At 70.4% G+C, this 15,553-nt stretch carries 17 protein-coding genes; 5 read left to right on the top strand and 12 right to left on the bottom strand.

Annotation, left to right across the window (positions count from 1 at the left end; translation table 11 throughout):
* The first annotated feature begins 202 nt into the window (after positions 1 to 202).
* On the top strand, positions 203 to 646 hold the full coding sequence (locus ABZ434_RS12580) for a hypothetical protein (RefSeq protein WP_359134719.1): 444 nt from the start codon (positions 203 to 205) through the stop codon (positions 644 to 646).
* Positions 647 to 650: 4 nt separating this feature from the next.
* Positions 651 to 1,088 carry a hypothetical protein gene (locus tag ABZ434_RS12575; RefSeq protein WP_359134717.1) on the top strand — a complete coding sequence of 146 codons (438 nt, stop codon included), beginning with the start codon at positions 651 to 653 and terminating at the stop codon, positions 1,086 to 1,088.
* 288 nt (positions 1,089 to 1,376) lie between these two features.
* On the opposite strand, the gene mug is transcribed toward ABZ434_RS12575, so the two are convergent.
* The 7 genes from mug to ABZ434_RS12540 form a co-directional block, all read right to left on the bottom strand.
* Positions 1,377 to 1,940, bottom strand: a complete 564-nt coding sequence (mug, locus tag ABZ434_RS12570; protein ID WP_359134715.1) for a G/U mismatch-specific DNA glycosylase — start codon at positions 1,938 to 1,940, stop codon at positions 1,377 to 1,379.
* Between the two features lie 19 nt (positions 1,941 to 1,959).
* Positions 1,960 to 3,402 (bottom strand): adenylosuccinate lyase, encoded by a 1,443-nt coding sequence (purB, locus tag ABZ434_RS12565; protein ID WP_359134713.1) that lies wholly within the window; start codon positions 3,400 to 3,402, stop codon positions 1,960 to 1,962.
* Positions 3,403 to 3,537: 135 nt separating this feature from the next.
* Positions 3,538 to 4,380 (bottom strand): SGNH/GDSL hydrolase family protein, encoded by an 843-nt coding sequence (locus ABZ434_RS12560; RefSeq protein WP_359134711.1) that lies wholly within the window; start codon positions 4,378 to 4,380, stop codon positions 3,538 to 3,540.
* A gap of 123 nt (positions 4,381 to 4,503) precedes the next feature.
* Complete coding sequence (locus ABZ434_RS12555) at positions 4,504 to 5,523, bottom strand: hemolysin family protein (RefSeq protein ID WP_359134709.1); 1,020 nt, start codon at positions 5,521 to 5,523, stop codon at positions 4,504 to 4,506.
* On the bottom strand, positions 5,520 to 6,857 hold the full coding sequence (locus ABZ434_RS12550; protein ID WP_359134707.1) for a hemolysin family protein: 1,338 nt from the start codon (positions 6,855 to 6,857) through the stop codon (positions 5,520 to 5,522). The genes ABZ434_RS12555 and ABZ434_RS12550 overlap by 4 nt, the downstream gene beginning before the upstream one ends.
* 241 nt (positions 6,858 to 7,098) lie before the next feature.
* Complete coding sequence (locus ABZ434_RS12545; RefSeq protein ID WP_359134705.1) at positions 7,099 to 7,518, bottom strand: GNAT family N-acetyltransferase; 420 nt, start codon at positions 7,516 to 7,518, stop codon at positions 7,099 to 7,101.
* Positions 7,519 to 7,597: 79 nt separating this feature from the next.
* Positions 7,598 to 8,878, bottom strand: a complete 1,281-nt coding sequence (locus tag ABZ434_RS12540) for a cytochrome P450 (RefSeq protein ID WP_359134703.1) — start codon at positions 8,876 to 8,878, stop codon at positions 7,598 to 7,600.
* Between the two features lie 331 nt (positions 8,879 to 9,209).
* Here ABZ434_RS12540 and ABZ434_RS12535 point away from each other — a divergent pair, with 331 nt between their 5' ends.
* Positions 9,210 to 9,437 carry a hypothetical protein gene (locus tag ABZ434_RS12535; RefSeq protein ID WP_030921856.1) on the top strand — a complete coding sequence of 76 codons (228 nt, stop codon included), beginning with the start codon at positions 9,210 to 9,212 and terminating at the stop codon, positions 9,435 to 9,437.
* Positions 9,434 to 9,805 (top strand): fic family toxin-antitoxin system, toxin component, encoded by a 372-nt coding sequence (locus ABZ434_RS12530; RefSeq protein ID WP_145767569.1) that lies wholly within the window; start codon positions 9,434 to 9,436, stop codon positions 9,803 to 9,805. The genes ABZ434_RS12535 and ABZ434_RS12530 overlap by 4 nt, the downstream gene beginning before the upstream one ends.
* A 201-nt stretch (positions 9,806 to 10,006) precedes the next feature.
* Here ABZ434_RS12530 and ABZ434_RS12525 read toward each other — a convergent pair whose 3' ends face one another.
* From ABZ434_RS12525 to bioB, 4 genes are all read right to left on the bottom strand, one after another.
* Positions 10,007 to 10,705, bottom strand: a complete 699-nt coding sequence (locus ABZ434_RS12525) for a class I SAM-dependent methyltransferase (RefSeq protein WP_359134700.1) — start codon at positions 10,703 to 10,705, stop codon at positions 10,007 to 10,009.
* 136 nt (positions 10,706 to 10,841) lie between these two features.
* The gene (gene bioD, locus ABZ434_RS12520) at positions 10,842 to 11,531 is read right to left on the bottom strand and encodes a dethiobiotin synthase (protein ID WP_359134698.1); all 690 of its coding nucleotides are present in this window, start codon (positions 11,529 to 11,531) and stop codon (positions 10,842 to 10,844) included.
* A gap of 1 nt (position 11,532) precedes the next feature.
* A complete protein-coding gene (locus ABZ434_RS12515) occupies positions 11,533 to 12,837 on the bottom strand; it encodes an adenosylmethionine--8-amino-7-oxononanoate transaminase (protein WP_359134696.1) in 1,305 nt (434 codons plus the stop codon).
* Positions 12,830 to 14,002 (bottom strand): biotin synthase BioB, encoded by a 1,173-nt coding sequence (gene bioB, locus ABZ434_RS12510; RefSeq protein WP_359134694.1) that lies wholly within the window; start codon positions 14,000 to 14,002, stop codon positions 12,830 to 12,832. The genes ABZ434_RS12515 and bioB overlap by 8 nt, the downstream gene beginning before the upstream one ends.
* Positions 14,003 to 14,145: 143 nt before the next feature.
* On the opposite strand from bioB, the gene ABZ434_RS12505 reads away from it, so the two are divergent.
* On the top strand, positions 14,146 to 15,300 hold the full coding sequence (locus ABZ434_RS12505) for an 8-amino-7-oxononanoate synthase (RefSeq protein WP_359134692.1): 1,155 nt from the start codon (positions 14,146 to 14,148) through the stop codon (positions 15,298 to 15,300).
* 33 nt (positions 15,301 to 15,333) lie between these two features.
* Here ABZ434_RS12505 and ABZ434_RS12500 read toward each other — a convergent pair whose 3' ends face one another.
* A complete protein-coding gene (locus tag ABZ434_RS12500; RefSeq protein WP_359134690.1) occupies positions 15,334 to 15,540 on the bottom strand; it encodes a DUF397 domain-containing protein in 207 nt (68 codons plus the stop codon).
* Between the last annotated feature and the right edge of the window lie 13 nt (positions 15,541 to 15,553).

Below are 15,553 nucleotides of genomic sequence, written 5' to 3'. Positions count from 1 at the left end.
GCGGGACCACCGCCGACGAGCGCTTCGGTGAGGTGTGCCTCCAGGGGCGGGAGGGCTTCTCCCACGTGGAGATCCTCTTCGTCTTCGACCAGATCCCCGAATCCGCCGACTATCGTGAACCGCGCCATATAGCGGTCGCTCCGACCCTCCGCCCATCGGTGTCTTCGCCGGTCGCGGCTCCCCGCGGACCGAACCGCATCGGGTGACGTGCTGCGCCCTCGCATCCGTCCAGGGCCGCGAACTGACTGTGGTGGGTCGCGATGCGGTGTCCGGGGCCCCGGTCATCGAGCTGAAGCCGGCGATGGGGGAGTGTTGCGCAGTGAACGTCAGGCAGCCCGGAACGGGTCAGCCGCCTGATGCCGGAGTACATCCGGCTGAAGCCGGGCCGTGTGAAGCCGCCCGGCCTGAACGCCCCACCCGACGAAGGGTTGTCGGGGGTGGTGAAGTTCGCTCGAATCTCGCGCTCGGTGGCTGCGGGAGCGGGAGCGGGAGCGGGGCCGGGAGCTGGAGCGCTAGCGGTTGCCGTCGCAGTGACGCCGGCGCGGCAGCAGCGGTGACAGTGACGGTGACGGGAACTGACGGGTGGCTGAAAACCTCTCAAAGCGCAGGTCGGGGCGCCCGTTGTCAGTGCCGGACGGTTTACTGACGGCATGACCACTGCACATCACCTCCGCCTCATTGACGGGATGCGCACCCGAGAGTTTCCCGCGGATCGCATCCGCTCGGGTTCGGGAATCAGCGGTCCTGGCTACCACACGGCGTCCCTGCACGCCGACGATGATCATTGGGATGACGACGAGGCAGGGCGCCTGGAGCACCGTACGCAGTGCCTCGCGGAGCACGAGGCCCTGATCACCGTGCTTGGCGCACGTTGGGGCGATCCGCAGCTGATCAGCCTGTGGAGTGCCCGGGAGCGAATGATGTCAGGTGAGGAGATACCCGATCCGTGGGCCGAGACGGTCGCGGGCTGTGAGTATCTCCGGCTCTGGCGCATCGAGGCGCGGTGGCTCGCCCTGGCGCTGTATCTGGAGGCGGAGGGCCCCGGGTGTGAGCTCAGCGTGGTGGTGACCGAGATCGATCCGCCGTGACCTCTGTCTCGGGGGCGGGGGCAACTCTCGGAGCGAAGGCGACGGGGCGAGGCCGGCAGAGCGAGAGCAAGCGGAGACGCCGGCAGGGCGACGGGCGGGACAGGGACAGAGGCGGGGAGAGTGCCCGGGCGGCTGCGGGCATGGGGGACGGATCCGGGAGCGGAGGCTGTGTCCGGGAGCGGGCTCAAGGCCGAGGCTGCCGGAATGTCCGCCCTGCGCCAGTCGGCAGTGCTGTCGCGTGAGGTGATCAGGTATCGGGCGCGGCTGCCGGAAGCACCTGTGCGGCAGTCAGGCCTCGCTGATGGGTATCGCGGCGTCCGAGTCGACAGCTGACCGGAGGCGTCCGTACTCGCCGGCCATGGAGCTCACGGTCCAGTGGGCGTTCAGGCCACTGGGGTTCGGCAGCGCCCAGACACGGGCCCCGCCGATCTGCCGGTCCTGTGGCCCGATGCGCGCCTGCCGCTCGCCGAACGCCGTCCGGTAGGCCGTGATCCCGACGACGGCCAGCCATCGCGGCCGCAGTTTCTCGACCTTCGCGGTGAGGAGCCGGCCCCCGGCGCGGAATTCCTCGGCGGACAGTTCGTCGGCTCGGGCCGTGGCCCTGGCCACCACGTTGGTGATGCCCAGCCCGTAGCCGAGCAGTTCGGACTGCTCGCAGGGTTTGAGCTGCCGGGGAGTGAACCCCGACTGATGGAGAACCGACCAGAAGCGATTACCCGGGAAGGCGAAGTGGTAGCCCGTGGCACCTGTCATCAAGCTCGGATTGATCCCACAGAACAGCACGCGCAGGCCGCCCGCGACCACATCGGGAACAACGCGGTCGCGGGCGGCCTGGAGCTCTTCGGGTGTCATCGGACGGTGGCCCGGCGTGTCAGAGGATCGAGCCCGGAGCGTAACCGGCGGCTTCCGGGTACTGCTTGGTGATCTCCTCGATCCGGCCGACGAGCGCGGTGACCTGGTCGCCTGCCGCACCGGTGAAGGAGAGCTTGTCGGCCATGAGCTCATCCAGCTGGGCGCGGTCCAGCGGGATGCGCTCGTCCGCCGCCAGCTTGTCCAGCAGTTCGTTGCGCTCCGTGCCCTGCTCACGCATGGCGAGAGCGGACGCGACCGCATTCTCCTTGATGGCCTCGTGGGCGACCTCACGGCCGACACCGGCGCGCACCGCGCCCATCAGCACCTTGGTCGTGGCGAGGAAGGGCAGGTAGCGGTCCAGCTCGCGGGCCACGACGGCGGGGAAGGCACCGAATTCGTCGAGCACCGTAAGGAAGGTCTCCACCAGACCGTCGAACGCGAAGAAGGCGTCCGGGAGCGCCACCCGGCGAACCACGGAACAGGACACGTCGCCCTCGTTCCACTGGTCGCCCGCCAGCTCACCCGTCATCGACGCGTAACCCCGGAGGATGACCATCAGGCCGTTGACACGCTCGCAGGAGCGGGTATTCATCTTGTGCGGCATGGCCGAGGAGCCGACCTGGCCCGGCTTGAAGCCCTCGGTCACCAGCTCGTGGCCGGCCATCAGCCGGATCGTCTTCGCGACCGAGGAAGGCGCAGCGGCCAGCTGGACGAGGGCGGTCACCACGTCGTAGTCGAGCGACCGGGGGTAGACCTGACCCACAGAGGTGAAGGCCTGCGCGAAGCCGAGGTGTCCGGCGACCCGCTGTTCCAGGTCGGCGAGCTTCCCGGCGTCTCCGCCCAGCAGGTCGAGCATGTCCTGGGCCGTGCCGACAGGCCCCTTGATTCCGCGCAGCGGGTAGCGGCCCAGCAGGTCCTCAAGCCGTCCATAGGCCACCAGCAGCTCGTCCGCCGCGGTGGCGAAGCGCTTGCCGAGCGTCGTGGCCTGCGCCGCGACGTTGTGGGACCGGCCGGCGATGACCAGATCGCGGTACTCACCGGCGAGCTTGCCGAGCCGGGCCAGGACCGCCACCGTGCGGTCGCGCATCAGCTCCAGGGACAGGCGGATCTGGAGCTGCTCGACGTTCTCGGTCAGGTCGCGGGAAGTCATCCCCTTGTGGACCTGCTCGTGGCCGGCGAGGGCGTTGAACTCCTCGATGCGGGCCTTGACGTCGTGCCGGGTCACCTTCTCGCGCTCGGCGATCGAGGCCAGGTCGACCTGGTCGATGACGCGCTCGTAATCGGCCAGGGCCGCGTCGGGTACCTCGATCCCGAGGTCCTTCTGGGCGCGCAGCACCGCCAGCCACAGCTGACGTTCCAGCTTCACCTTCTGCTCGGGGGACCAGAGGACAGCCAGCTCCGCAGAGGCGTAGCGGCCGGCCAGGACATTGGGGATGCGAGGCTTCGCAGACACAGCAGTCACGTGTCCAGATTCTACTGGCGGTTTATGCAGGTCGGCGCCGCCCCCGGTTTGTGCGTTGCTACGAGCGCGCAAGCGGGGACCGGGGTGGGGGCGGAGTCGGCTTCGGCGGGATCGCAGCCGAGCCCGGCGGGCCGGCTACCGGCTCATGTCCACCCGTCGCCAGGTGGCGACAGGGCCCGGACTCCCGGCATCGGCGGGGGTGACCCAGAAGGCCTGCCCCAGCTCGGCGCTGAACTGCGCCCCCGCCCGGCCGTCACCAGAGGAGCGCCCGGTCAGGCGCCGCCCCACCCAGGGGAGCAGGTGACGGCGGGCGAAGCGCACGTCGTCCACGCGCCGGGAGGACCAGCGCACTGGTACCGCGGAGGGCAGCACGGTCTGCCAGTCGTCCTCCGGCGGCAGACCCAGCGTCTGCCAGACGGCCTCCGCGACCCTGCGGTGGCCCTCCGCGGTCAGGTGCAGCCGGTCCACGTCCCACATCCTGGGGTCGCCCAGCACCGGAGCCCCGTAGAGGTCCGCGACCTCCGCACCGTGCCGGGTGGCCAGGTCGTCGACCAGGGAGAAAAGCTCCTCCATCCGCGGCCGGAAACGCTCCATGACCGGGCCGTTGCGACCGGGGCTGCGCATCAGGACCAGCTTCTTGCACGAGGGCGCGAGGCGCTCCACGGCCTCCTCCAGCCTGCCCCGAACCATGCCCATGTCGCATTTGGGCCGCAGGGTGTCGTTGAGACCCCCCACCAGCGTCACCACGTCCGCCTGCATGGCCGCCGCCACGTCCACCTGTTCGTCAACGATCTGGCTGATGAGCTTTCCGCGTACGGCGAGGTTGGCGTACCGGAACCCGGGGGTGCGGGTGGCCAGCCGGGTGGCGAGAACATCCGCCCAGCCCCGGTACGAGCCGTCGGGCAGCAGGTCAGACATGCCCTCGGTGAACGAATCGCCTACCGCGACGAGACTGGTGTATTCGGCATTTATTTCCATGGCCCTGCGATCGTATCGCGGCGCGGGGCGGCACTTCCCGGATACGGCGGCAGGCCCCGGGGCCCTGTGACCGGGTGCGGTCCCGCGCCCGGAAGGGAGCGGGACCGCGGCTCGGGGGACGGCTCAGCGCGGCTGGGGCCTGCCCACGAGTTCCCGGAGTACGTCCTCCATCGTCACCATGCCGGCCAGACGGTCGTCCTCGTCCAGAACGGCGGCCAGATGCGTACGGCTGCGCCGGAGTGCGGTCAGCACGTCATCGAGCGGTGTCGCCGCCCGGACCCGGGCGATCGGCCGCATCGCGGTCACCGGGAACGGTACGTCGCGGGGCGTGACGTCCAAGGCGTCCTTCACATGCAGGTAGCCCAGGATCCGCTGCTCGCTGTCCATCACCGGGAATCGCGAGAACCCGGTCTCGGACGAGAGCCGTTCCAGTTCCTCGGGCGTCGTCCCGACCCGCGTGTACATCACCCGGTCCACCGGCAGCACCACATCGCGCACCGGCCTGCGCCCCAGTTCCAGCGCATGGTGCAGCCGCTCGGCCGCACGGTCGTCGACCAGTCCGGCGTCGCCGGCGTCCTTGACGAGCCGGGCCAGTTCGTCGTCCGAGAACGTGGCCGACACCTCGTCCTTCGTCTCCACCCTCAACAGCTTCAGCAGCGCGTTGGCGAAGGCGTTGATCGCGAAGATCACCGGACGCAGCGCCCGGGCCAGGGTCACCAGCGGCGGCCCGAGCAGCAGCGCGGTCTTCACGGGCTCGGCCAGCGCGATGTTCTTCGGCACCATCTCGCCGAGCAGCATGTGGAGGTAGGTCGCCACCGACAGTGCGATCACGAACGAGATCGGATGCACCAGTCCGTGCGGCACCCCCACGGCGTCGAAGACCGGCTCCAGCAGGTGCGCGATGGCGGGTTCGGCGACGATACCCAGGACCAGGGTGCACAGCGTGATGCCCAGTTGCGCAGCCGCGAGCAGCGCCGAGACGTGTTCAAGGCCCCAGATGACGCTGCGCGCCCGCCGGTTCCCTTCCTCGGCCTGTGGTTCGATCTGACTGCGCCGTACGGAGATGAGAGCGAACTCCGCGCCGACGAAGAAGGCGTTCACGACCAGGGTCAGCAGGCCGATGAAGAGTTGTACGGCGGTCATCGCTCGTCCTCCGACAGCTCGTCGGAACCGGGCAGCGGTGCGTGCAGGAGCGCGCGGGCGGCGCGCCGCCCGGAGGCGTCCACCACGTCGAGGCGCCAGCCGGCCAGCTCTATCGAGTCACCGACCGCGGGGATGCGGCCCACCTCCGTGGCGATCAGTCCGGCGAGGGTCTCGTACGGTCCGTCCGGCACTCTCAGTCCGATCGTTTCCAGCTGGTCGGTGCGGGCCGCGCCGTCGGCCGACCACAGGGTGCGTCCGTCGGCGTCCTCGCCGGCTCGTGCGAGATCAGGTGTCTCGTGCGGGTCGTGTTCGTCCCGCACCTCGCCGACGACTTCCTCGACGATGTCCTCCAGCGTCACGACACCCGCCGTGCCGCCGTACTCGTCGATGACCACCGCCATCGCGAGCTTGCCGGAGAGACGGTCGAGCAGCCGGTCCACGGTCAGGGTCTCCGGCACGAGCAACGGCTCGCGCAGCATGTCCGAGACCCGCTTGCGGGGGCGCTGCTCGGCGGGGATCGCCAGCACGTCCTTGATGTGGGCGACGCCGACGACGGTGTCGAGGCTCCCCCGGTACACGGGGAACCGGGACAGCCCGGTGGCCCGCGTGGCATTGGCGACGTCCTCCGCCGTCGCCTGCACCTCCAGCGCGGTGACCTGTACCCGCGGCGTCATCACGTTCTCCGCGGTCAGCTCCGCGAGATTGAGGGTGCGCACGAACAACTCGGCCGTGTCGGCCTCGAGGGCGCCCGCCTTCGCGGAGTGCCGAGCAAGTGCCACCAGCTCCTGCGGGCTGCGGGCGGACGCCAGCTCCTCGGCCGGTTCCAGCCCGAAGCGGCGCACGATGTGGTTGGCCGTGTTGTTGAGGTGGCTGATGAAGGGCCGGAACAGGGCGGTGAAGGCCCGCTGCGGGGTGGCCACCGTCTTCGCCACGGCGAGCGGCGAGGAGATCGCCCAGTTCTTCGGTACGAGCTCGCCGACCACCATGAGGAACACGGTGGACAGGGCGGTGCCGATCACCAGTGCCACGGACGACGACACGCTGGGTGAGAGTCCGACGGCCTCGACCGGACCACTGATCAGTTTCGCGATGGACGATTCGGAGAGCATGCCGACGACCAGGTTGGTGACGGTGATGCCCAGCTGGGCCCCGGAGAGCTGGAAGGTGAGGCTGCGTACCGCCTTCATGGCGCTCGCGGCGCCGCGTTCCTCCCGCTCCACAGCCCGTTCGAGCTGGCCGCGTTCGACCGTGGTCAGGGAGAATTCCGCCGCGACGAAGGCGCCGCAGGCGAGCGAGAGCAGTACGGCCACGAGCAGCAGGAGCACTTCGGTCATCGGTTCACCTCCGTCCCATGATCGGGCAGTGACAGGAGGATCGCGCGATCTCGGCGATATCGGCTACTGGGAGGCTCGCCCATGGGCGGACGCTCACACCTTTCAAATGGATCGACAGGAACACCCATAGTAAAGGATCAGCAAAGTGGCGAGTGGGGAAGTCCTCCGTCGAGCGGGGAAGTCCTCCGCGCTCCAGGACGACGGCCGCGGATCAGCGGACTCCCCCTCCGCTCCGCCGCTGTCAGAGCGGCTTCACCCAGCGCCGCCAGTGGTCCTCCCGGTGATAGCCGGCCGCGGCCCACGCATGCTGTGCGCGTTCGTTGGCCTCCAGGACCATGGCGTCGGCCCGACGGCCGCCGAGCGCGGCGAAACGGGCGTCCGCCGCTTCCAGCAACGCCGTGGCGATGCCTTGCCGGCGAAATTCGGGATGCACGGCCAGCCGGTAGACGTGGCATCGCCATCCGTCGAAGCCGGCGATGACGGTGCCCACCAGCCGACCGTCCCGCTCCGCCAGGAGCAGGGCTTCCGGGTCACGGGCAACCAGCCGGGACACCCCGTCGCGGTCGTCGCTGATGCTTGTTCCCTCTGCGGCTTCGGGCCAGAACCGCAGGACGCCGTCGATGTCGTCGTGGCCGGCGCAGCGAATGTGAAGGTCACTCATGGGATGAGCCAAGCAGAGCGTCATTCCGATGGGCGAACGAATTTCGAATCTGCTCGTACGTGTGCGGGCGCAGGCCGCCTCAGCGCAGGTGTACCGGAAGTGAATCGATGCCGTAGACGATCGAGAGCTTGCGGAAACCGAGTTCCTGCGGCGGGACGGCGAGCCGCATGGCGGGAAACCTCCTGGCCAGCGCCGGGTAGGCGACACGCAGCTCCATGCGTGCCAGTTCGGCGCCGATGCAGCGGTGGATGCCGTGGCCGAAGGCCAGATGACCCGAGGGGGTGGCGCGGTCCAGGTCGAAGCGCCCGTCGTCCGTGACGTACGACGGATCGCGGTTGGCACCGCTCAGGGAGCAGAGGACCATGTCCCCGCGCGGAATGACCACCCCCGCTATCTCGATGTCCTCGCGCGCGAACCTGGGGAAGGCCATCTGGACCGCAGAGAGATACCTGAGGACCTCCTCGACGAACGGTGCGGTCGTCGTGCCGTCCGTGCGCAGCCGGTCGAGGACGTCCGCGTTCCGCAACATGACCAGCGAGCCGAGGGCGATCGTGCTGGCCGTCGTCTCGAAGCCGCCGGTGAGCACTCCGTCGGCGAGGCCCGCGAGTTCCTCGTCGTCGACGCTGTCCCCGTGCTCCCTCACGATCATGCCGAGCAGCCCGTCCCCGGGGTTCTGTCGCTGAGCCTTGACCACCCCTCTGAAGTAGTTCAGCGACTCGGACATGGCCCCGAAGGGCGCGGTCGTCCCGCTGAACAGATCGAAGCGGTCCATGGCCAGTTGCTGGAAGTCGTTCCTGTCCTCGTACGGCACGCCCAGGAGTTCGCAGATGGTGAGGGAGGGGACGGGCAGCGCGAACTCGTGCACGAGGTCGACCGGGCCGGCGACGGCCTCCATCGCGTCCAGACGTTCCTCGACAATGGCTTCGATCCGGGGTGCCAGACGCCGGAGGCGGCGCATGGTGAACTCCGGGGTGAGGATGCGCCGCAGCCGGGTGTGCACCGGCGGATCGCTGAAACCGAGCCCGCCGGGGCTCTGCTCGGCGGCTATCCCCGCATTGCCGGCGAGGTGGGCGAAGTCCGTACTGAACCCCCCGGCGGAGCCGAGCACGGCCTTCGACTCCTCGTATCCGGTGACCACCCAGGCGTCCATGCCGAACGGCAGCGAGACCCTGGACACCGGGGCGTTCGCCCGAGTCGTGGCCACCCGGCGCACGGGATCGAGACCGTCGCGGCGCAGCAGCATGAGCAGTTCCTCCGGCAACAGCTTGATGGTGGAGGAGCCGATTCCGTGCCGTTGGATCCTGGCCAGGTAGGTGCGCCCGAGCCGGGCGGTGATACGGGAACGGAACGTCGTACTCAAAGTGCACTCCATGAGTCGTCGCGAGATCTGGTCGGTCGGCAGGTGTTCGCCGCCAGGACGTGGCCGACTTCGGTGACTTCGGCTGCCTGACCAGGAATTATGACCACTTGTTCGGAGAAGGGGGCGGGCGGGTGCGGTATCCGTCGCTCATCCTTCGACGGTACGGGCGCCGGCGCCCGGACGCCCGGGCCGGCGGCCTGCGGTGATATGCCAGGTGGCGGGGTTGCCGCCAACCGCCGGACGGCCCGAGGGCCGGGCGAGCAGAGCTGCCAGGAGCCGCCAGGTCCCGTTCCCCTTGCCGGTGCTAGCGATACCGCGCTAGCGTGAGGGGGTGCCCAAGACGCAGCTGAACGTTCGAGTGGACGAGGCCACCGCCGAGGCCGCGCGGCAGCGCGCGCTCCAGAGGGGGATGAGCGTGAACCGCTACATAGAGGAACTTGTCAAACAGGACGCGGGCGAGGTCGGCCACACCTTTGTCGAGGCCGCCGCCGACTTCATGAAGCAGTACGAATCGGTGTTCGCCGAGGAGTTCGGCCCGGAGCGCAAAGGCACCCGTTGAACCTCCGGATCCATCTTTCCTGGCTGCTCATGGTCGCCGAGCACAAGACTCCCGGCGACCCTCAGGTCACCGACTGGGGTGCGTTGGTCGCCGCGGTCGCACGGCACGAGGCGGAGATCTTCGGCAGCCCGGTCTACAGCGACCCGCACTCCAGAGCGGCGGCGCTGCTGCAACTGCTGTTGCACGTGCCCGCGCTGGAGCGTTCCAACGCGATGTTCGCCTCGGCCGTCGCCTACGGGTACCTCGTCGCATCGGGACTGAAGGTCATCACCTCGCCGGAACAGGTGCGCGATCTGGCCCTGCTCGTCAAGGAGGGCAAGGCGGACGTCAGGGCCATCGCCGATGAGCTGCGCCAGTGGAGCCTGTGACGCGGACCGGAACCGCGCGACCGTGCCGTCGCTGCTCGGGAATCTCCGCAGGCGCGTGATCCACCAGTATCGCGACGATCCCCGGCACCTGCACCATCGATCGGCGGGATCGACCGACCCAAGGCTCGCCAAGGCGCCCAGACCCGCCAAGGCTCCCAAGGCCCGCCAAGGCGCCAAGGTCGGCCGAGTCAGGCCCGCCGGTCAGCGCAGCCCTTGCCGTCCCCGGTCCACAACGGCCGACCGTCGCGCCACGCCCAGTACGCACGCGGACGTGGGAAGCCTGATGCCGCCTTCCGGCATATTGACCCGCCGGTACGCCTCCACCACGAACCCGGCCGCCTCGATGGCGGCGAGCGCGTCACGCGAGGTGTGACAGCCGCCGGCGACCAGCGGCCAGAAGGACCGGTCCAGGGCTCGCTGGGTGGCTGCCATGGCCCGGCCGTCGGCCCGCACATGCTCGAAGAAACGCAGCTCCCCACCCGGCCGCAGGACCCGCCGGACCTCCGCGAGCGACTGCTGCACATTGCGTACGGTGCACAGCACGAGTGAGGCCACGGCTCCGTCGAACGCCTCGCTCTTCACCGGCAGCGCTTCTGCCGTACCGGGCACGACGTCCACCGGTATTCCGGCGCGCAGCGCGGACCGCACCGCCAACTGCCGCAGCGTGCGCTCGGGTTCGATCGCCACCACCTCGGACACGGCCGGCGGGTAGTGGGCGAAGTTCAGGCCGTTGCCGGCCCCGATCTCGATGACCCGCCCGGACAGTCCCGTCAGCAGCTCGGCCCGCACCCCGGCCATCCCGGCCGCGGATTCGGCGGCCACGCTCATCCGGGCATAGAAACGGGCGAAGACGGGGTGGTGTACCGCGTCCTTCGGGATCTTCGTGCTCCGCAACCGCATGACGGACCTCCTCGACAAGGGGCCGGTCCGGGCGGGCCGGGTGAGGGGCTACGCCCTGCTGGCCCGCTCGGCCGGAAAGGTCTGGCTACCTCGATTCTGCCCCCTGAGGCGTACCCCGTCCTGTGCCGCACACCCTTCAGCCCAGTGGCCGGCTCCCGCCCAGCCGCTCAGTCAGCCAACTTCCGGCCCGGGCACGGAAGTCCACGGGGTCGAGAGCTCCGGCCCCTGCCGGGACCACGCCGAGCAGCGGGGCGCCCGCCGCCACCGGAAGGTCCGACAGGTTGCAGCGCTCCGCCAGGTCCGGCTCGGCAGGCATGCTGCCGACGACCACCCCGAGGCAGTCGAGGCCGCGTGCTCGAAGTGCCTCCGAGGTCAGTGCCGTGGAGTTGAGGGTGCCGAGCCCGGCAGGCACCACCACCACGACCGGTGCGGCCAGCAGCCGTGCCGCGTCCGCCAGGGTCGCGCCGTCGTCGTCGAACCGTACGAGCAGGCCGCCCGCACCCTCGACGAGCACCAGATCGTGTTCGGCCGCCAGCTTCTCGGCGGCCTCGGCGACCTCGTGGGGGCGGACCGGCGCCATCCCGGCCCGGCGAGCCGCGGTCGCGGGCGCCAACGGTTCCGGGAAGCGGGCGAGTTCGACGGCCGTCACATGACGGCCGGCCAGCCGCGCCACCTCGGCGGCGTCACCCGGCTCACCCGGTTCCAGGCCCGTCTGGGCGGGCTTGAGCACCGCCACCCGGCGGCCCGCGGCAGCTGCCGCCACTGCCGCCGTCACGATCGTCTTGCCGATCTCGGTGCCGGTCCCCGTCACCACCAGAATGCTCATCTCAGCCCTCCCGCGCCGCAGCGCACACGGCACGGCAGATCCGTGCCACGTCGTCGTCACCGGTGACGTACGGCGGCATGGTGTAGACGAGATCGCGGAACGGCCGCAGCCACACGCCCTCGCGCACGGCCGCCCGCGTCGCGGCCTCCATGTCCACCTCGTGATCGAGCTGGACGACGCCGATCGCACCCAGAACGCGCACATCGCGGACCCCGGGCAGCTCGCCGGCCGGGGCCAGACCGTCCCGGAGACCTGCCCCGATCCGCTTGACCTCCTGCTCCCAGTCCTGGCCCAGCAGCAGCTCGATCGAGGCGCAGGCCACCGCGGAGGCGAGCGGATTGCCCATGAACGTCGGCCCGTGGGCGAGCACCGGCACCTCGCCGCGCGAGATGCCCTCGGCCACGGTGGACGTGCACAGCGTCGCTGCCATCGTCAGGTAGCCGCCGGTCAGGGCCTTGCCCACGCACATGACATCCGGCGAGACGCCTGCGTGCTCGGCTGCGAACAGCTTGCCCGTACGTCCGAAGCCCGTGGCGATCTCGTCGAACACCAGGAGCACACCGTGCGCGTCGCAGGCCTCGCGCAGGACACGCAGGTACGCGGGGGAGTGGAAGCGCATGCCGCCCGCCCCCTGCACCACGGGCTCCACGATCACCGCGGCCAGCTCGTCGGCATGGTGAGCGATCAGCTCGCGCAGGTGCGTCGCGTACGCGGCGTCGGGCTCCGTGTCGAAGCCACCCGGCGGCTCGTCGGCGAACACCTGGCGGGGCAGCGCCCCCGACCACAGCTCGTGCATGCCGCCCTCGGGGTCGCACACCGACATCGGCTGCCAGGTGTCCCCGTGGTACCCGCCCCGCCAGGTCAGCAGGCGCCGCTTGGCCGGCCGTCCGGCCGAACGCCAGTACTGGAGGCACATCTTCACGGCCACCTCGACCGACACCGAGCCGGAGTCGGCGAGGAACACATGCTGCAACGGTTCGGGGGTGATCTCGACCAGCCTGGCGGCCAGCCGCACGGCGGGCTCGTGCGTGAGCCCGCCGAACATCACATGGCTCATCCGGTCCAGCTGGTCGCGGGCCGCCTCGTTCAGCACCGGGTGGTTGTACCCGTGCACCGCCGACCACCACGACGACATCCCGTCGACCAGCTCGTGCCGGCCATGGGCCGGTTCGGCCAGCCGGAGCCGTACGCCGGACGCGGACTCGACGACCAGCGGCTCCTGCCGGCCCGGCATCGGACCGTACGGATGCCAGACATGGGCCCGGTCCAGGGCCCTGAGCCCGGCAGGGGAGAGCGGCTCAGGCATTGGGTGCGAGATCCGTACCCGCGCCGCGACGGCGGACCGACACCAGATCCGTGCGCGCCGCCCGGTCCGCGGTGGCTTCCGCGGGAACGGTCTCCGTCTCCGGGCCGTCGCCGCAGGGCGCGCACCCGCCGGCGTGCGAACCGCAGCCGCCGCCCGCGTCCACCCGGTGGCCGGGGAGCGTCGTCGTACCCGCACCCTCCACCTCGAAGCCGGCGTCCGCGATCATGTCGAGGTCCGCCTGTCCCGCCTGGCCCTCACTGGTCAGATAGTCGCCCAGGAAGATCGAGTTGACGAGGTGCAGGGCCAGCGGCTGCATCGAACGCAGATGCACTTCGCGCCCGCCCGCGAGCCGTACCTCCACATCGGGGCAGACGAACCGGACCATCGCCAGAATGCGCAGACAGCGCTGCGGCGTCAGATTCCACTCCTTGGCCAGCGGCGTGCCCTCGAACGGAATCAGGAAGTTGACGGGCACCGAGTCGGGGTCGAGCTCACGCAGGGCGAAGACCACGTCGACCAGGTCGGAGTCGCTCTCCCCCATGCCCGCGATCAGCCCGGAACAGGCGGAGAGCCCGGCGGCCTGTGCCTGGTGCACCGTTTCCACCCGGTCGGCGTAGGTGTGGGTGGTCGTGATCTCCCCGTACGTCCCCTCGGACGTGTTGAGGTTGTGGTTGTAGGCGTCCGCGCCCGCAGACCGCAGCCGGTCGGCCTGGCCGTCGGAGAGCAGGCCGAGACAGGCGCACACCTCGACGCCCTCGTTCTGTTCCTTGATCGCCTCGATGGTCTGTGACACCCGGTCGACGTCCCGGTCGGTCGGGCCCCGGCCGCTCGCGACCAGGCAGACGCGCTTGGCGCCACCGGCCACTCCCGCAGCCGCCGCCTTCGACGCCTCGTCGGGCTTCAGCCACGTGTACTTCAGGATCTCGGCCTTGGATCCCAGCCGCTGGGAGCAGTACGAGCAGTCCTCGGGACAGAGCCCGGACTTCAGATTGACCAGATAGTTCAGCTTCACCCGCCGTCCGAACCACTGACGGCGCACCTTTCCGGCCGCGGCCACCACGTCGAGCAGTTCGTCGTCCGGGGTCGCCAGAACGGCGAGCGCTTCTTCACGGGTCGGCAGCTCGCGCCGCAGCCCCTTGTCCACCAGCGTGTTCAGGAGGTCCATGGCGATGATCCTGACGCACGGCACCGCCCCGAGCCAAGGAGGAACCGGACAACAGAGCCCGCAGCGGGTGTGTGCATTGCCACACCATGCCCGGCTGCGCCCCCGGTTAGGGTCTGTGAGCTGCCTACAAAAGGGACCCGCACATGTCCTTCGCCCCGTTCGACTGGATCGACGAGGAGGCGCGCCGCCGCGCGGACGCCGGACTCGTCCGGACGCTCCGGCCGCGGCCCGCCGAACCGGAACTGCTGGACCTCGCGAGCAACGACTACCTCGGCCTCACCCGGCATCCGGAGGTGACCGCAGCGGCAGCCGCCGCTGCGCGCCGCTGGGGCGGCGGGGCCACCGGCTCCCGGCTGGTCACGGGTTCCACCGCGCTGCACGCCGAGCTCGAACGGGAACTGGCCGACTTCTGCGGTTTCGAGGCGGCCCTGGTGCTGTCCTCGGGTTACGCCGCGAACCTCGCGGCGCTCACCGCTTTGACCGGCCGGGACTCGCTGATCGTGTCGGACGCAGGCAACCACGCCTCGATCGTCGACGGATGCCGTCTCTCCCGAGCCGATACCGCGGTCGTACCGCACGCCGACCCGGACGCGGTCCGCAAGTCCCTGCACGCGCACCGGGGCAGGTCGCTGGTGGTCACCGACTCGGTCTTCTCGGTCGACGGCGACGCCGCGCCCCTGACCGAACTGGCCGAGGTCTGCCGCGCGGAGGGCGCCGCGCTGCTCGTCGACGACGCGCACGGCCTGGGCGTACTGGGGGACGGCGGCAGGGGCGCGCTCTCCGCGGCCGGCCTGGCGGGCGGCGACGGCACCGTCACCACGCTCACCCTCTCCAAGTCCCTGGGCAGCCAGGGCGGGGCGGTCCTCGGCCCGGCCCGGGTGATCGACCACCTGGTCAACACCGCCCGTACGTTCATCTTCGACACCGGACTCGCACCGGCCGCGGTGGGCGCCGCCCTGGGCAGCCTGCGGCTGCTGCGCCGCGAGCCGGCACGCGCCGCCAGGGCCCGTGCGGTCGCCACCGCGCTGTACGAGCAGCTGACCGCGGCCGGTCTGACCGCGGTGAGACCCGACGCGGCCGTTGTCTCGGTACGCGCGCCCTCGGCCGAAGCCGCCGTCCGGTGGGCGGCCGACTGCCGTGCCGCCGGCATGGCAGTCGGGTGCTTCCGGCCGCCGTCGGTACCGGACGGTGTCTCCCGGCTGCGGCTGACCGCACGTGCCGACCTGACGGACGAGCAGATCGCTCTGGCGGTCGCGACCGTACGACGGACCGCCCCGGCTGCCCTCCACGCCGGGTGATCGTCACCCCGGCGTGGCGGCCCGGCCACCGGCTCAGCCGAGCGAACCGCCGTTCAGAGCGGTGACGAAGGATGTCCAGGCCGTGTCGGAGAACTGCAAGGGCGGCCTGGACACGTCCTTGGAGTCGCGCACGGCCAGTCGACGGCCGCCGAACGGTGCGGCCTCCACGCAGTTGTTCATTCCCGTGCTGCGGCTGCTGCGCCGCCACCGTAACGCGTGCTGTGCGAGGCAATCCGACATGACGCCCCCCTCG

It is taken from the genome of Streptomyces sp. NPDC005761 (assembly GCF_040630635.1).
GTDB lineage: Bacteria > Actinomycetota > Actinomycetes > Streptomycetales > Streptomycetaceae > Streptomyces.
Note: the sequence above shows the minus strand (reverse complement) of the source record. Positions and strands in the feature narration are given on the sequence as shown.

Excerpts from the sequence above, each read along its gene's own strand:
- ABZ434_RS12545 (WP_359134705.1), bottom strand. The coding sequence starts at position 7,518 with ATGAGTGACCTTCACATTCGCTGCGCCGGCCACGACGACATCGACGGC.
- ABZ434_RS12505 (WP_359134692.1), top strand. The coding sequence starts at position 14,146 with ATGTCCTTCGCCCCGTTCGACTGGATCGACGAGGAGGCGCGCCGCCGC.
- ABZ434_RS12575 (WP_359134717.1), top strand. The coding sequence starts at position 651 with ATGACCACTGCACATCACCTCCGCCTCATTGACGGGATGCGCACCCGA.
- ABZ434_RS12560 (WP_359134711.1), bottom strand. The coding sequence starts at position 4,380 with ATGGAAATAAATGCCGAATACACCAGTCTCGTCGCGGTAGGCGATTCG.
- bioB (WP_359134694.1), bottom strand. The coding sequence starts at position 14,002 with ATGGACCTCCTGAACACGCTGGTGGACAAGGGGCTGCGGCGCGAGCTG.
- ABZ434_RS12515 (WP_359134696.1), bottom strand. The coding sequence starts at position 12,837 with ATGCCTGAGCCGCTCTCCCCTGCCGGGCTCAGGGCCCTGGACCGGGCC.
- ABZ434_RS12525 (WP_359134700.1), bottom strand. The coding sequence starts at position 10,705 with ATGCGGTTGCGGAGCACGAAGATCCCGAAGGACGCGGTACACCACCCC.
- ABZ434_RS12500 (WP_359134690.1), bottom strand. The coding sequence starts at position 15,540 with ATGTCGGATTGCCTCGCACAGCACGCGTTACGGTGGCGGCGCAGCAGC.
- ABZ434_RS12555 (WP_359134709.1), bottom strand. The coding sequence starts at position 5,523 with ATGACCGCCGTACAACTCTTCATCGGCCTGCTGACCCTGGTCGTGAAC.
- bioD (WP_359134698.1), bottom strand. The coding sequence starts at position 11,531 with ATGAGCATTCTGGTGGTGACGGGGACCGGCACCGAGATCGGCAAGACG.
- mug (WP_359134715.1), bottom strand. The coding sequence starts at position 1,940 with ATGACACCCGAAGAGCTCCAGGCCGCCCGCGACCGCGTTGTTCCCGAT.
- ABZ434_RS12550 (WP_359134707.1), bottom strand. The coding sequence starts at position 6,857 with ATGACCGAAGTGCTCCTGCTGCTCGTGGCCGTACTGCTCTCGCTCGCC.